Origin of the sequence: Bradyrhizobium sp. CCBAU 53340, from assembly GCF_015291645.1 — a bacterium.
Classification (GTDB): Bacteria; Pseudomonadota; Alphaproteobacteria; order Rhizobiales; family Xanthobacteraceae; genus Bradyrhizobium.
The window spans coordinates 374,592-389,548 of the sequence record NZ_CP030055.1 but is presented as its reverse complement, the minus strand read 5'-3'; the positions used below and the strand labels follow the sequence as shown (position 1 = coordinate 389,548).

General features: G+C 64.4%; 13 protein-coding genes. 7 read left to right on the top strand and 6 right to left on the bottom strand.

What is annotated here, in order from left to right:
• Positions 1-29: 29 nt before the first annotated feature.
• The gene (gene leuB, locus XH89_RS01815; RefSeq protein WP_194465448.1) at positions 30-1,142 is read right to left on the bottom strand and encodes a 3-isopropylmalate dehydrogenase; all 1,113 of its coding nucleotides are present in this window, start codon (positions 1,140-1,142) and stop codon (positions 30-32) included.
• 237 nt (positions 1,143-1,379) lie between these two features.
• On the opposite strand from leuB, the gene XH89_RS01810 reads away from it, so the two are divergent.
• Positions 1,380-2,573, top strand: coding sequence for a YbfB/YjiJ family MFS transporter (locus XH89_RS01810; protein ID WP_194465447.1), 1,194 nt, complete (start codon positions 1,380-1,382; stop codon positions 2,571-2,573).
• A gap of 139 nt (positions 2,574-2,712) precedes the next feature.
• On the opposite strand, the gene XH89_RS01805 is transcribed toward XH89_RS01810, so the two are convergent.
• The 4 genes from XH89_RS01805 to XH89_RS01790 all read right to left on the bottom strand — a co-directional run bounded on the left by XH89_RS01805 (position 2,713) and on the right by XH89_RS01790 (position 5,973).
• Positions 2,713-3,495, bottom strand: coding sequence for a molybdopterin-binding protein (locus tag XH89_RS01805; RefSeq protein ID WP_194465446.1), 783 nt, complete (start codon positions 3,493-3,495; stop codon positions 2,713-2,715).
• A 12-nt stretch (positions 3,496-3,507) separates the two neighbouring features.
• Complete coding sequence (locus XH89_RS01800; protein ID WP_194465445.1) at positions 3,508-4,137, bottom strand: cytochrome b/b6 domain-containing protein; 630 nt, start codon at positions 4,135-4,137, stop codon at positions 3,508-3,510.
• 183 nt (positions 4,138-4,320) lie between these two features.
• Entirely contained in the window at positions 4,321-4,875 is a 555-nt protein-coding gene (locus XH89_RS01795; RefSeq protein WP_194465444.1) for a fasciclin domain-containing protein, read from the bottom strand.
• A 336-nt stretch (positions 4,876-5,211) separates the two neighbouring features.
• Positions 5,212-5,973: an SDR family oxidoreductase gene (locus XH89_RS01790; RefSeq protein ID WP_194465443.1), complete on the bottom strand. Its 762-nt coding sequence runs from the start codon at positions 5,971-5,973 to the stop codon at positions 5,212-5,214.
• A 95-nt stretch (positions 5,974-6,068) separates the two neighbouring features.
• Here XH89_RS01790 and XH89_RS01785 point away from each other — a divergent pair, with 95 nt between their 5' ends.
• Positions 6,069-7,598 carry a malonyl-CoA synthase gene (locus XH89_RS01785; protein WP_194465442.1) on the top strand — a complete coding sequence of 510 codons (1,530 nt, stop codon included), beginning with the start codon at positions 6,069-6,071 and terminating at the stop codon, positions 7,596-7,598.
• A gap of 180 nt (positions 7,599-7,778) precedes the next feature.
• On the opposite strand, the gene XH89_RS01780 is transcribed toward XH89_RS01785, so the two are convergent.
• Positions 7,779-8,639, bottom strand: coding sequence for a sulfite exporter TauE/SafE family protein (locus XH89_RS01780; RefSeq protein WP_194465441.1), 861 nt, complete (start codon positions 8,637-8,639; stop codon positions 7,779-7,781).
• A 522-nt stretch (positions 8,640-9,161) separates the two neighbouring features.
• On the opposite strand from XH89_RS01780, the gene sdhC reads away from it, so the two are divergent.
• The 5 genes from sdhC to XH89_RS01755 all read left to right on the top strand — a co-directional run bounded on the left by sdhC (position 9,162) and on the right by XH89_RS01755 (position 14,953).
• On the top strand, positions 9,162-9,563 hold the full coding sequence (sdhC, locus tag XH89_RS01775) for a succinate dehydrogenase, cytochrome b556 subunit (protein WP_194465440.1): 402 nt from the start codon (positions 9,162-9,164) through the stop codon (positions 9,561-9,563).
• Positions 9,560-9,964, top strand: coding sequence for a succinate dehydrogenase, hydrophobic membrane anchor protein (gene sdhD / locus XH89_RS01770; protein ID WP_194465439.1), 405 nt, complete (start codon positions 9,560-9,562; stop codon positions 9,962-9,964). The genes sdhC and sdhD overlap by 4 nt, the downstream gene beginning before the upstream one ends.
• Before the next feature lie 3 nt (positions 9,965-9,967).
• A complete protein-coding gene (gene sdhA / locus XH89_RS01765; RefSeq protein WP_194465438.1) occupies positions 9,968-11,803 on the top strand; it encodes a succinate dehydrogenase flavoprotein subunit in 1,836 nt (611 codons plus the stop codon).
• Between the two features lie 24 nt (positions 11,804-11,827).
• On the top strand, positions 11,828-12,610 hold the full coding sequence (locus XH89_RS01760; protein WP_194465437.1) for a succinate dehydrogenase iron-sulfur subunit: 783 nt from the start codon (positions 11,828-11,830) through the stop codon (positions 12,608-12,610).
• 189 nt (positions 12,611-12,799) lie between these two features.
• Positions 12,800-14,953, top strand: a complete 2,154-nt coding sequence (locus XH89_RS01755) for a hybrid sensor histidine kinase/response regulator (RefSeq protein WP_194465436.1) — start codon at positions 12,800-12,802, stop codon at positions 14,951-14,953.
• Positions 14,954-14,957 lie beyond the last annotated feature (4 nt).

The following is a 14,957-nucleotide window of genomic DNA, read 5'->3' as shown; positions in this document are numbered from 1 at the left end:
TTTGCCCACCCTACAAGAGCTGTGCCCGCTTACGCGTGCAGCTTCTGCAATTCCTTCAGGATCGCTTCGCCCATCTGCGTGGTCGAGGCGGCGGTGGTGCCTTCCGACTTGATGTCGGCGGTGCGAAGACCGCTGGCCAGCACGGCGGCGATTGCCTGGTCGACCTTGTCGGCGAGCGCGCCCATGTCGAAGGAGTAGCGCAGCGCCATGCCGAAGGACGAGATCATCGCGATGGGATTGGCGAGACCCTTGCCGGCGATGTCGGGCGCCGAGCCGTGCACCGGCTCGTACAGCGCCCTGCGCTTCTTGGTCTTGACGTCGACCTCGCCGAGCGAAGCCGAGGGCAGCATGCCGAGCGAGCCGGTCAGCATCGCCGCGATGTCGGACAGCATGTCGCCGAACAGATTGTCGGTGACGATGACGTCGAACTGCTTCGGCCACTTCACCAGCATCATGCCGCCGGAATCAGCGAGCTGGTGCTCGAGCGTGACGTCAGGATATTCGCGCTTGTGGACGGCCGTCATGACCTCGTTCCAGAGCACGCCCGACTTCATGACGTTGCGCTTCTCCATCGACGTCACCTTGTTCTTGCGCTTCCGGGCAAGCTCGAAGGCGACGCGGCCGATGCGCTCGATCTCATAGGTGTCGTAGACCTGGGTATCGATGGCGCGCTTCTGGCCGTTGCCGAGATCGGTGATGGTCTTGGGCTCGCCGAAATAGACGCCGCCGGTGAGCTCGCGCACGATGACGATGTCGAGGCCCTCGACCGCCTCGCGCTTCAGGCTCGAAGCGTCCGCCAGCGCCGGATAGCACACGGCCGGACGAAGGTTGGCGAACAAAGCGAGATCCTTGCGCAGGCGCAGCAGGCCGGCTTCGGGGCGCACTTCGTAAGGAACGGCATCCCACTTCGGGCCGCCGACCGCGCCAAAGATGATGGCGTCGGCGGCCAGCGCCTTGGCCATGTCGCCCTCGGAGATCGACACCTTGTGGGCGTCATAGGCGGAGCCGCCGACCAGGCCCGTATCGGTCTCGAATTTGGCGATCCCGGCCGAATTGAGCCAATCGATCAGCCGCTTCACCTCGCCCATCACCTCGGGGCCGATACCGTCGCCGGGGAGCAGCAGCAATTTGTGGGTCGCCATATCAGTTTCCTTCTTGCCTATCCTCGTCATTCCGGGGCGCGAGCAAAGCGAGCGAGCCCGGAATCCATAACCACCATCGGGAGTATGGATTCCGGGCTCGCGCCAAGCGGCGCGCCCCGGAATGACAGTTCGGCCGGAGTGCTAGAGCGGCGTTGCGCGCTTGGCAAGACACCATTGCCGCGCCGCGGGTGTGCAAGGGGAGCGGGGCCTGCCACACTACAGGGGCCGGAGTACCCCTTGCTCGCACCTGACCGCCCACAAGTCGCGCATCCCGCGCGGCTGATTCTGACCCTGTCGCTGGCCGCAACCGTCGGGCTCGGCATCGGCCGTTTTGCCTATGCGCTGGTGCTGCCCGACATGCGGGAGGACCTCGGCTGGTCCTACTCGGCGGCCGGTTTCATGAACACCATCAACGCCGTCGGCTACCTCGTCGGCGCGCTTGCGGCGTCCCGGCTGATCCAGCGCGTCGGCTGGTCGGCGGCGATCCGCGGCGGAACCGTGGCCTGCGTCGCCGCGCTCGCCACCTGCGCGCTGACAGGGAATTTCATCGCGCTGAGCCTCGCCCGGCTCGTGCTCGGCCTCGGGGCCGCCGCCGGCTTCGTCGCCGGCGGCGCGCTGGCCGCGACCATCGCGCAGTCGCAGCCCTTGCGGGCCAATTTCCTGCTCAGCCTGTTCTATGCCGGGCCCGGCATCGGCATTCTCGCCTCAGGCCTGATCGCCCCGTTCACGTTGCAGCATTTCGGCCCGGGCTCGTGGTGGATCGTATGGTGGGCGATGACGCTGCTGTCGGTCGCAATGACCGTGCCGCTGTTTACGGTGCGGATCGAGAGCACAGCGCGCTTTTCCGAAGGCAGCCACGCCAGCTTCGCTGTGCTTCCCGTGCTGATCTATCTCGCCGCCTACTTCCTGTTCGGCGCCGGCTACATCGCCTACATGACCTTCATGATCGCCTATGTCCGCGATGGCGGCGGCGGGGCTGCAGCGCAAGCCGTGTTCTGGGGCCTGATCGGCCTGTCCGCGTTCGTGACGCCCTGGGCCTGGCGCGGCGTGCTCGCGCTCGACCGCGGCGGGCTTGCCACCGCGATCATCCTCGGCACCAACGCGTTCGGCGCGGCCTTGCCGATCCTCGGGCATTCGCCTGCCTGGCTCGGAATCTCGGCCGTGGTGTTCGGCGTCGCCTTCTTTGCCGTCGTCGGCTCGACCACCGCCTTCGTGCGCTTCAACTATCCGCCGCAGATGTGGCCGACCGCGATCGCGGCGATGACGATCTCGTTCGGCGTCGGCCAGACGCTGGGCCCGATCGTGGTCGGCGCGATCACCGATGCGCTGGGAAGCCTGAGCTACGCACTGAATGTGTCGGCGGCGCTGCTGGCGCTGGGTGCGGTGCTGGCGCTGTGCCAGCGGAAGGTGGGGCCGAAAGGTTCGGCATAGACGGTGTTGTCCCGGCGAAGGCCGGGACCCCATACCGCGTGATCTATCGATGCGAAAGGTGGGCGTACCGAACTGCAAGTCTTCGCCAAACTCGACCCTGTGGTTATGGGTCCCGGCCTTCGCCGGGACGACAGAGAGTTCAGCTCCCACTAAACGAATTATACCCCTGGTCTTCCCAATAACCGCCCTTGTAGTCGTTGGTGACTTCCATTGAGACCACGTATTTCGGGTTCTTGAAGCCGAGCTTCGTCGGCACGCGGATCTTCATCGGGAAGCCGTAGGCGCGCGGCAGGATCTCGTTGGCGTATTTGAACGTCATCTGCGTCTGCGGATGCAGCGCGGTGCGCATGTCGAGCGGTGAATTGTAGCCGTCCTTGTCGGCGCACTGGAACCAGACGTATTTGGCGCGCATGTCGGCGCCAATAAGTTTCAGGAAATCGCGCAAGGGCGTGCCAGTCCAGCTGCCGATCGCGCTCCAGCCTTCGACGCAGATGTGGCGGGTGATTTGCGTGACCTGCGGCAGCTTGTAGAGCTCGTCCAACGTCCACGATTTTTTGTTGTCGACCAGGCCGCGCACCTCGAGCTTCCAATCTCTGCCATCGACATCGGGTGCGTCGTCGAGATCGTAATAGGCGTTGAACGGGAACGGTTTTGTAATCGCGCTCTCGGGGAAAGTCGGCGCGAGCGCGTCGGGGTTGAAGATGAAGGCCTGCACGGCGTCGTTGAATTTCGACACGCTTTTCAGCATTTCCTCGGCCGAGGACGAATCGACCACGTCGCAGCCGGTGAGCAGCGTCAGCGCGCCGAGACTCGCGCCGCCCGCAATGAAGCGGCGGCGGGTTAGATCAGGCATCGTCTTGAGGGAGTCCTTGATCAGCAGCCGCTTGTCGACGCCGGGGATCAGGAATGAACGCTTTGCCATATCTGTTCTCCCTCAACGGCCGATGATCATGGCGCGCAGGCTCTTCGGCACAAGCAGCGCAAGCAGAACGTGAATGACGAGGAAGGCGCAGATCGCGGCCATGCAGAAGAAGTGGACGTAGCGGGCGGTCGGATAGTCGCCGAACAGTGTCACCAGCCAGTGCAGCTGCACCGGCTTCCACATCGAGAGGCCCGACAGCACGATCAGCACGCCGACCACGATGATGCCGGCATAGAGCAGGCGCTGGACGTAATTGTAGACGGTGAGATCGTCATGGCCGAGCTTGAAGGTCAGCGCCGCCCTGACGTCGCGGAGCACGCCTGAAGGCGTGATCGGCAGCAGCTTTTTCCGGAAGCGGCCGGACGCAAAACCCGTGACGAGATAGGCGAGGCCGTTGATCATCAACAGCCACATCGCCGCAAAATGCCAGAGCAGGCCGCCGCCGAGCCAGCCGCCAAGCGTGTATTCGCGCGGGAAGCTGAAACCGAACAGGGGCGAGGCGTTGTAGATCTGCCAGCCCGACAAGATCATCAGGATCATGGCCACGGCGTTGGTCCAGTGCATGACGCGGACCCAGACCGGCTGAATCACCTTGGCTTTGATGGCGCTGACCTGCTCGCCCGAGACTGTGAGGCTCGACATGATGGTTCCGTCCTGAACGTCGTGTGTCGATAATTATACGCCGTTGCTTCCGCTTTCGTTACGCCCCGCCGGTCATCGAATCGATGCCTTTGGGCTATGGCGGTCACAAAAAAGCGAGCCGGGTGACCCCGGCTCGCCGTTTTCGCCGCATCCTCCGGGGGGATGAAACGGGGATGCGTGGTGTTACGTCGCCGGCATCAGCACGGTGTCGACCACATGGATCACGCCGTTGGACTGGTTGACGTTAGAGATCGTCACCATCGAGGTGCCGCCCTTGGCGTCGACGATCCAGACCTTGCCGTCCTGCTTCTTCACGGTCAGTTCCTCACCCTCGACAGTCTTGAGCTTCTTGCCGTCGGTGAGGTCGGAGGCCTCGAGCTTGCCGGCGACGACATGGTAGGTGAGGATCTTGGTCAGGGTCGCCTTGTTCTCCGGCTTGACCAGGGTGTCGACGGTGCCGGCCGGCAGCTTGCCGAAGGCGGCGTTGGTCGGCGCGAACACCGTGAACGGACCCTTGCCTTCCAGCGTCGGCACCAGGCCGGCCGCCTTCACCGCCGCAACCAGCGTGGTGTGATCCTTCGAATTGACGGCGTTCTGGACGATGTTCTTCGAGGGGAACATCGCGGCGCCGCCGACCATGACGGTCTTTTCCTCGGCGCGCGCGGGCGCGATGACGGTCGCGGTGATGGCCAGCGCGCTGAAGGCAGCAGCAGTGAGATAGGCAATGCGTTTCGACATGGAGAAACTCCCGATTGAATGGTGACCGGCAATTCGCCGGCGTTTGCGTTGGGGCAACAACGGTGCTTGCGACCTCTTGGCGTGAAGCAGCAGCGCCGTCGTTGGACCGAACTACGGGAGGGTTTGCGGGGCGGTTTCGAACAAAAATTCTTTGTGATGCGTGAAACTATGGGGCGGCGCATCCGTGTGGCGACCGCGTGCCAAGCAAATGGCGCCGTAGGGTGGGCAAAGCGCAGCGTGCCCACCAAACGCAAATGCGGAGAGAGATGGTGGGCACGGCGCTTCGCGCCTTTGCCCACCCTACGGCGGTGTGCCCGTTGCGGCAGTGTGCCCGCCTCAATCCCTGTTGTTCGGCGTCTGGATGAAGCCGCGGTTATGCGTCGGGCTGATCAGGAGCTCGTTGATGCAGACCCGCGCCGGCATGCTCGCGATGAACGCGATGGTGCGCCCCAGATCTTCGGGCTGCAGCATCTTGGCCTGCTCTTCTTCGCTCGGCACCACGGGGCGCAGCTTCAGGATCGGTGTCGCCACTTCGCCCGGCATCAGGCAGCAGGCGCGCAAGCCGTTGACGCATTCGTCCATGTTGAAGGAATGGGTCAGCGCCAGCACCGCATGCTTGGTGGTGGTGTAGGCCGGGCCCGGCATCTTCGAGACGTGGCGGCCGGCCCAGGACGAGACGTTGATGATCGAGCCGTCCTGCTGCTTGCGCATCGTCGGCAGCACCGCGCGCATGCAATAGAGCACGCCGTTGAGGTTGACCTGGACCAGCTTGTCCCAGCCGTCCAGTTCCATGTCGTTCCAGCTGCGCTTCGGGACATTGATGCCGGCATTGTTCACGAGCAGGTCGATGCGGCCGTGCCTCGCGACGATCTGATCGGCCGCCTTCTGGGCCTCGGCCGCATCCGACACGTCCAGCGCAATGGCTTCAGCCGATCCGCCCGCCCTGGTGATCTTCACAACCGCGGTATCCAGGGCGTCCCTGCGCCGCCCGGAGACCACCACCGTCCAGCCGTCGGCAGCTAACGCCTCCGCGCCGGCCTCCCCGATCCCGCTGCCGCCGCCCGTGACCCACGCCACGCGTTTCCCGTTTTTTGCCATGCCAACTGTCTCCGTTGCTTCTTCGGGGCGGTTTTTGCTAATCCAGCCCTCGGTTTTGACCGGCCTTGTCAGTCTTGCGGTCGAGGAAATCTTGCATGAACCACGCAGCCAACGCCAACCTGTTTTCCCGCCTGTTCGACGGCCTCGACGATCCCAAGCGGCTTGCAATCGAGACGCAGGACGGCGCCCGGATCAGCTATGGCGATCTGATTGCGCGGGCCGGCCAGATGGCGAATGTGCTGGTCGCGCGCGGCGTGAAGCCCGGCGATCGCGTCGCGGTGCAGGTGGAGAAATCCGTCGCCAACATCGTGCTGTATCTCGGCACTGTCAGGGCCGGTGCGGTCTATCTGCCGCTCAACACCGCCTATACGCTGAACGAGCTCGACTACTTCATCGGCGATGCCGAGCCGTCGCTGGTGGTCTGCGATCCCTCCAAGGCCGAAGGCCTCACCCCGATCGCCGCCAAGGTGAAGGCCAAGGTCGAGACGCTCGGAGCGGACGGCAAGGGATCGCTGACCGAGGCCGCCGGCAAGGCCAGCACCGAGTTCACGACGGTCCCGCGCGCGAGCGATGATCTCGCCGCCATCCTCTACACCTCGGGCACCACCGGCCGCTCCAAGGGCGCGATGCTGACCCACGACAATCTCGCGTCTAACTCGCTCTCGCTGGTCGGCTACTGGCGCTTCACTGACAAGGACGTGCTGATCCACGCCCTGCCGATCTACCATACCCATGGCCTGTTCGTGGCGACCAACGTCACGCTGTTCTCGCGCGCGTCGATGATCTTCCTGCCGAAGCTCGACCCCGATCTCATCATCAAGCTGATGGCGCGCGCTACCGTGCTGATGGGCGTGCCGACGTTCTATACGCGCTTGCTCCAGAACCCTGCGCTGTCGCGCGAGACCACCAAGCATATGCGGCTGTTCATCTCCGGTTCGGCTCCGCTGCTGGCCGAGACTCATCGCGAATGGTCGGCGCGCACGGGCCATGCCGTGCTCGAGCGCTACGGCATGACCGAGACCAACATGAACACGTCGAACCCCTATGACGGCGAGCGCGTGCCCGGCGCGGTCGGCTTCCCGCTCCCCGGCGTGTCCGTGCGCGTGACAGAGCCCGAGACCGGCAAGGAGCTCCCGCGCGAAGAAATCGGCATGATCGAGGTCAAGGGCCCGAACGTGTTCAAGGGCTATTGGCGCATGCCGGAGAAGACCAAGTCGGAATTCCGGCCCGACGGCTTCTTCATCACCGGCGATCTCGGCAAGATCGACGACAAGGGCTACGTGCACATTCTCGGCCGCGGCAAGGATCTCGTCATCTCCGGCGGCTTCAACGTCTACCCCAAGGAAATCGAGAGCGAGATCGACGCCATGCCGGGCGTGGTCGAATCCGCCGTGATCGGCGTACCCCATGCCGATTTCGGCGAAGGCGTCACTGCAGTGCTCGTCTGCAACAAGGGCGCCGATGTCAACGAAGCCTCGGTGCTGAAGGCACTCGACGGCCGCCTCGCCAAATTCAAGATGCCCAAGCGCGTGTTCGTGGTCGACGAACTGCCGCGCAACACGATGGGCAAGGTGCAGAAGAATATTTTGCGCGATACGTACAAGGACATTTACGCGAAGAAGTAGGTTGTCTCGTCGCGAGTTGTTGTGACGACAAGCATCCACACAACGCGCTGTCATGCCCCGGCTTGACCGGGGCATCCAGTACGCCGCGGCGTCTCGATTCTATCACTACCGTCTCGGAGTACTGGATCGCCCGGTCAAGCCGGGCGATGACGGCGGAGTACGTGGCGCGGTCTCAGATCGTCACTGCCCGCCCACCAGGCTCATCACAAACCGGCTGCCGACGATGAACAAATAGCACCCGAACGCCGCTTCCAGCGTGCGCTTCGACATCGCATGCGCGGCTCTGACGCCGAGCGGCGCGATGAGGAGGCTCATCGGCATCACCAGCACGGCACCGATCAGCGAGACGTAACCGAGTGCGAACGGGATTTGCAGAGCCGAGACGCTCGGATAGTTCGCCGCCGCGGGCCAGCCCGCATAGATGTAGCCGAGCGCGCCGGGGATCGAGATCAGCACGGCGAGCGCCGACGACGTCGCCACCGCCTGATGGATCGGGCGGCCGTAGAACGTCATCAACAGATTAGAGAACAGGCCGCCGCCGATGCCCATCAGCGTCGAGAGGATGCCGACGCAGAAGCCGTAGATTCGCATCAACGGGCCAGCGGGCAGTTCGTCTCCGAACTTCCAGGTCTCGCGCGCGAAGATGAGGCGGGCAGCGGCAGAGTAGGCGACACAGACGAACACGATCTTGAATAGCTTTTCCGGCGCGTAGCGCGCGACCACGCTGCCGGCGACGACGCCGATGACGATTGGCAGCCACCATGTACGCAGGATGGTCATATCGACCGCGCCGCGTTTGTAATGCGCCTGGAACGATCGGATCGACGTCGGGATGATCACCGCGAGCGACGTGCCGATGCAGAGCGGCATCCGCACCTCCAGCGGCACACCGGCGAGACGAAAGCATTCGTAGAACACCGGCACGAGTATGGCGCCGCCGCCGATGCCGAATACGCCGGCCAGGAATCCCGAGAGCGCACCGGTTGCGATCAGCAACAGCGCGAGCTCGACGATTTCCTTGATATCAAGACCTGCGATCACCCCTGATCCGCCCCGGCGATTGGCCGCAGCGTCTCCGGGACGTCCGCCCGGATTCGGCTGCGCGGCAAGCTCTAGGCGATCTGACTGGCAGGGTCGACACATCGCGGCGGCGGTCTGAGGTGGAATGCAGGTCGCGCATATCCGCCGTGACACGGAAAATCAGTTCGCAGAGCGGAATGAGGAGGCGGCGCGTGTGCGCACTGGGCCGGCTCAGGCGTCATGAACTGACTGGTTCGAACTCAGGCCGCTTGCTGATGGCCTAGAGCCGTTCCAATAGTAATTTCAATGCGCCCGGACTGCGTCACAAGAAATGAATTAATGTTCGATCTTTTCTCGGCACGCCATCGTTGTGGTATACCAAGCCCCTGATTGGGCTTGGTTCATCAACGTTCTAGAGCTGAATACGAGTTCGATTCATGGCGATTTGGTGATTGCGCAGGCCGAATCGACTCCGTAAATAGAGCCGACCTTTCGCGATCCCCGCGCGCCCCATGCTGGGCCGCAACAGACATCAAAAGCCCCATGACCGCACGGATCGAACGACCGCTTTCACCACACATGCAAGTCTACCGCTGGACGTTGACGATGGCGCTGTCCATCGTCCATCGCGCCACCGGTATCGCGCTTTACGTCGGGACCCTGCTGCTGGCCTGGTGGCTGATCGCAGCGGCGTCAAACTCCGCCGGGGCCTATGCCAATGTGCAGGCCTTCACCGGCAGCATCATCGGCCGGCTCATCGTGTTCGGCTACACCTGGGCGCTGATGCACCACATGCTGAGCGGTATCCGCCATTTCGTGTGGGACCTCGGCTTCGGCTTCAAGGCCAATGAGCGCGAGGCGCTGACCTGGGCCGCCTTGATCGGCGGCATCGTGCTCACGATCCTGATCTGGATCATCGCCTACGCGATCGGAGGTGTACGATGAGCGCGTCAGATACGCCGAAGCGCAGCATGCGCACCCCGCTCGGCCGCGTCCGCAATCTCGGCGCCGCGCATTCCGGCACCTCTGATTTCTGGCGGCAGCGCATCACCGGCGTCGCCATGACGCTGCTGATGATCCCGGTGATCGTCATCGTCATGATGCTGCTCGGCAGCAACCAGGCCGGCGCCAAGGTGATCCTCGGCTCGCTGCCGATCGCGGTGATCATGCTGCTCTTCATCGTCGCCAGCACCTGGCACATGAAGATCGGCATGCAGGTCGTGATCGAGGACTACGTCCACAACGAGAAGCTGAAGCTCGTCTCGATCATGCTCAACAACTTCTTCTCGATCGCCGTGGCGCTCGCCTCGACCTACGCGATCCTGAAGCTCGCATCCGGAGTGTAACCCATGGCCACCACAACGAATGGCACGGGCAACGGCGCTCCCGCCACCAACGGCAAAGCCTATCCGATCGAAGACCACACCTATGACGTCGTCGTGGTCGGCGCCGGCGGCGCGGGCCTGCGCGCCGTGGTCGGTTGCAGCGAGGCCGGCCTACGCACCGCCTGCATCACCAAGGTGTTTCCGACCCGCTCGCACACGGTCGCGGCGCAGGGCGGCATCTCCGCTTCGCTCGGCAACATGCACAAGGACGACTGGCGCTGGCACATGTACGACACCGTGAAGGGGTCGGACTGGCTGGGCGACCAGGACGCGATCGAATACATGGTGCGCAATGCGCCCGACGCGGTCTACGAGCTCGAGCATTGGGGCGTGCCGTTCTCGCGCACCGAAGACGGCAAGATCTATCAGCGTCCGTTCGGCGGCATGACCATGGACTTCGGCAAGGGCCAGGCGCAGCGCACCTGCGCCGCCGCCGACCGTACCGGCCACGCCATGCTGCACACGATGTACGGCCAGTCGCTGCGCCATGCGGCCGAGTTCTTCATCGAATTCTTCGCCATCGACCTGATCATGGACGACCAGGGCACCTGCCGCGGCGTCATCGCGCTCAAGCTCGACGACGGCACGCTGCACCGCTTCCGCGCCCAGACCGTGATTCTCGCCACCGGCGGCTACGGCCGCGCCTACGCCTCCTGCACCTCGGCCCATACCTGCACCGGCGACGGCGGCGGCATGGTGCTGCGCGCCGGCCTGCCGCTGCAGGACATGGAGTTCGTCCAGTTCCATCCGACCGGCATCTACGGCTCGGGCTGTCTCGTCACCGAAGGTGCGCGCGGCGAAGGCGGCTATCTCGTCAACTCCGAAGGCGAGCGCTTCATGGAGCGCTATGCGCCGTCGGCGAAGGACCTCGCCTCGCGCGACGTCGTCTCGCGCGCGATGACCATCGAGATCCGCGAAGGCCGCGGCGTCGGCAAGAAGAAGGACCACATCTTCCTTCATCTCGACCATCTCGATCCCGCCGTGCTCGCCGAGCGCCTGCCGGGCATCTCCGAATCCGCGAAGATCTTCGCCAATGTCGACGTGACGCGCGAGCCGATCCCGATCGTGCCGACCGTGCACTACAACATGGGCGGCATCCCGACGAATTATCACGGTGAAGTCCTGACCAAGAAGGACGGCGACGACAACGCCGTCATCCCGGGCCTGATGGCGATCGGCGAAGCCGCCTGCGTCTCGGTGCACGGCGCCAACCGCCTCGGTTCGAACTCGCTGATCGACCTCGTCGTGTTCGGCCGCGCCGCCGCGCTCCGTCTCGCCGAGAAGCTGACGCCGAACGCCAAGCAGCCCGAGCTGCCGGCGAACTCGTCCGACCTCGCGCTCGGCCGCCTCGACCATTATCGCTACGCCTCAGGCGGCACGCCGACCGCGAAGCTGCGCGAGGGCATGCAGCACGTGATGCAGAACAATTGCGCCGTGTTCCGCACCGGCGAGGTGCTGAGCGAGGGTCAGAACCTGATCGCGAAGGTCCACAGCGGCATCACCGACATCGCCGTGTCCGATCGCTCGCTGGTGTGGAATTCGGACCTGGTGGAGACGCTCGAATTCGACAATCTGATCTCGCAGGCGGTGGTGACGATGAACTCGGCCGCCAATCGCACCGAGAGCCGCGGCGCCCATGCGCGCGAGGATTACTCCGAGCGCGACGACAAGAACTGGATGAAGCACACGCTGGCCTGGCTGGACGATACCGGCAAGGTCAAGATCGAGTACCGCCCGGTTCACGACTACACCATGACCAACGACGTGCAGTACATCCCGCCGAAAGCGCGCGTGTACTGAGCGAACAGCGAAAGCTTTATCGAAATGGTTGAATTCGCACTTCCGAAGAACTCGAAGATCACTGGCGGCAAGACCTGGCCGAAGCCCGCGGGCGCCACCGAGACGCGCGAGTTTCGCGTCTACCGCTGGAATCCCGACGACGGCAAGAATCCGAGCGTCGACACCTATTACGTCGACGTCAACGATTGCGGTCCGATGGTGCTGGACGGCCTGATCTGGATCAAGAACCACATCGACCCGTCGCTCACCTTCCGCCGCTCCTGCCGCGAAGGCGTCTGCGGCTCCTGCGCCATGAACATCGACGGCCAGAACACGTTGGCCTGCACCCGCTCGATGCACGACGTCAAGGACGGCGCGGTGAAGATCAACCCGCTGCCGCACCAGCCGGTGGTGAAGGACCTCGTCCCCGACCTCACCAATTTCTACGCACAATACGCTTCCGTCGAGCCGTGGCTGAAGACGACCTCGCCGACACCGCAGAAGGAATGGCGCCAGAGCCACGAGGACCGCGAGAAGCTCGACGGCCTCTACGAGTGCATCCTGTGCGCCTGCTGCTCGACCTCGTGCCCGAGCTATTGGTGGAACAGCGACCGCTATCTCGGCCCCGCCGCCCTGCTCCAGGCCAACCGCTGGGTCTCTGATTCGCGCGACGAGGCCACCGGCGAGCGGCTCGACAATCTCGAGGACCCGTTCAGGCTGTATCGCTGCCATACCATCATGAACTGCGCCAAGGCCTGCCCGAAGGGTCTCAATCCGGCCGAAGCCATCGCCGAGCTGAAGCTCAAGATGGTGGAGCGCCAGGTCTAGCCGCATCCATGCTGCGGTCCCGGGCCGGGATGCCCGGGACGTGCTGGCAGCGGGCGCATTCGGGCCGAGCCTGCCCGATCCCGCGTCACGCGCGAATCAACCGGTCACAACCTCCGGTTCCTGCCACAAGCCGCTTCCTTCCGCCCGTGAGATTCAAGTAAGCTCTGCGGTCGGGGGACCGGAGCGACCGTGCAGGGCGTGCAACGCAATTCGCTGAAACTGCTGCGGTGGATGATGGCTGCATCCCTGGCGCTGCCGATTGCGCTGTTCGCCATTGCCTCCACGATTTCCTACAATTCAACGCGCGATATCGCCGACCGGGAGATCGAGCGCACGCTCGATGTCGCGCATGAGCACGCGCTCAAGGTGTTCGAGACCATCGACCGGAGCCTGGCCGAGCTCAGCGAGGTCGTGCGCGACCTTCCCGACGACGTCATCCGATCACGGGAACCTGCGCTGCACCGCCGCCTGAAGCAGCTCACCGACGCGCTGCCGCAGCTCAAATCGGCCTGGATCTTCGATGCGGACGGAAAGGCGCTGGTCAACAGCCTGGTCTCGCCACCGCCGGATCAGAGCTTTGCCGACCGCGACTATTTCTATGCCCATGTCGACCAGAACATCGGCACTTTCATCGGCGCCACGCTGACGCCGCGCCTGCCGTATCAGGGCGCGCGCTTCTTCGGCGTCAGCCGCCGCCGCGAGTCCGAGGACGGCAGCTTCACCGGCGTGATCCAGGCGTCCGTCCTGCCGGAATATTTCGAGAGTTTCTATGCCAGGATCGGCACGGATCCCGGCAGCTTTTTTGCGATGGGCCGCACCGACGGGGTGCTGCTGGCGCATTTCCCGCGGCTCGATCGCGACTTCCGGCTGGATCCGAACAGCGCGGTCGGCCGGGCCATTGCCGCGCATCCCGATCATGGGCTGATGACCATCGCCTGGCCATCGGACGGAATCGAGCGGCGCATCGGCTACCGGCGCGTCGCCGAATATCCGATCTATGTCAGCGCCGGCCTCGAGACATCGGCGATCCGCTCGCGCTGGCTTGGCACGATCAGCCAGCACCTGGTGTTCGGCGCGCCCGCGACCGCGCTGCTGTTCGTCCTGCTCGCCTTCGCCTTCCGGCGCACCCAGCATCTCCAGCTGGAGGCCGCCAAGCGGCGCGAGGCCGAGGAGGCGCTCAAGCACAGCCAGCGGCTGGAGGCGCTGGGTCAGCTCACCGGCGGCGTCGCGCATGATTTCAACAACCTCCTGACCGTGATCCGCGCCTCGGTCGACCTCCTGAATCGGCCGCAAATCAGCGAGGAGCGGCGGCAGCGCTACATCACGGCGATCGCCGAAGCGGTCGCGCGCGCAGCCAAGCTGACCTCGCAGCTGCTGGCCTTTGCGCGACGCCAGACCCTGAAGCCCGAAGTGTTCGATGTCGGCGACCGCATGCAATCGCTGCGCGACATGCTCGTCACGCTGCTCGGGCCTGCGATCGAGATCGTCATGCAATTGCCGGCGGAGCCCTGCCTCGTCAACGCCGACGCCGGCCAGTTCGAGACAGCCCTGATCAACATGGCGACCAACGCGCGCGACGCCATGCAGGGCAAGGGCCGGATCGTCTTCACGGTACATGCGGCGACATCCGTTCCCGACACGCTGGCGCATCGGTCGGGCAGCCAGACCATGAAGGATCCTGGTTTCATCTGCATCACCGTCAGCGATAGCGGCATCGGCATTCCCGCTGCGCAATTGGGGCGGATCTTCGAGCCGTTCTTCACCACCAAGCAGCTCGGCCAGGGCACCGGCCTTGGCCTGTCGCAGGTGTTCGGCTTCGCCCGGCAATCCGGCGGCGAGGTGACCGTGATGAGCGAGGTCGGCCAGGGCAGCACCTTCTCGCTCTATCTGCCGCGTGTGTCGGCTGATCTGTTGCCCCGGAGCCAGGCGCCGACCACGGCGCCTGCCGTCGCCGGCAGCGGCATGTCGGTGCTGGTCGTCGAGGACAATATCGAGCTCGGCAATTTCGCCGCCGACGGCCTGACCGAGCTCGGCTACAGCATCACGCTGGTCGACAACGCCACCGACGCGCTTGCCGAGCTGGTTGCCAATCCCGATCGCTTCGACGTCGTGTTCTCCGACGTCGTCATGCCTGGCATGACTGGACTCGATCTGGCGCAGGCGATCCACGAGCGCTGCATCAGCGTCCCTGTCGTGCTGACCACGGGCTATAGCCACGCTTTGTCCCAGAACGGCGTCTCCGGTTTCGAGCTGGTGCAAAAGCCCTACTCGATCGAGCAGCTGTCGCGTGTGCTGCATCATGCCGCACGGGTGAAACGGGTCCGCGACGGCGCCGCCGAGTGAGGAT

What these genes read in the sequence shown, in the direction of transcription:
- leuB (WP_194465448.1), bottom strand. Translation starts at nt 1,142, where the DNA reads ATGGCGACCCACAAATTGCTGCTGCTCCCCGGCGACGGTATCGGCCCC.
- XH89_RS01805 (WP_194465446.1), bottom strand. Translation starts at nt 3,495, where the DNA reads ATGGCAAAGCGTTCATTCCTGATCCCCGGCGTCGACAAGCGGCTGCTG.
- XH89_RS01800 (WP_194465445.1), bottom strand. Translation starts at nt 4,137, where the DNA reads ATGTCGAGCCTCACAGTCTCGGGCGAGCAGGTCAGCGCCATCAAAGCC.
- XH89_RS01795 (WP_194465444.1), bottom strand. Translation starts at nt 4,875, where the DNA reads ATGTCGAAACGCATTGCCTATCTCACTGCTGCTGCCTTCAGCGCGCTG.
- XH89_RS01790 (WP_194465443.1), bottom strand. Translation starts at nt 5,973, where the DNA reads ATGGCAAAAAACGGGAAACGCGTGGCGTGGGTCACGGGCGGCGGCAGC.
- XH89_RS01785 (WP_194465442.1), top strand. Translation starts at nt 6,069, where the DNA reads ATGAACCACGCAGCCAACGCCAACCTGTTTTCCCGCCTGTTCGACGGC.
- sdhC (WP_194465440.1), top strand. Translation starts at nt 9,162, where the DNA reads ATGACCGCACGGATCGAACGACCGCTTTCACCACACATGCAAGTCTAC.
- sdhD (WP_194465439.1), top strand. Translation starts at nt 9,560, where the DNA reads ATGAGCGCGTCAGATACGCCGAAGCGCAGCATGCGCACCCCGCTCGGC.
- sdhA (WP_194465438.1), top strand. Translation starts at nt 9,968, where the DNA reads ATGGCCACCACAACGAATGGCACGGGCAACGGCGCTCCCGCCACCAAC.
- XH89_RS01760 (WP_194465437.1), top strand. Translation starts at nt 11,828, where the DNA reads ATGGTTGAATTCGCACTTCCGAAGAACTCGAAGATCACTGGCGGCAAG.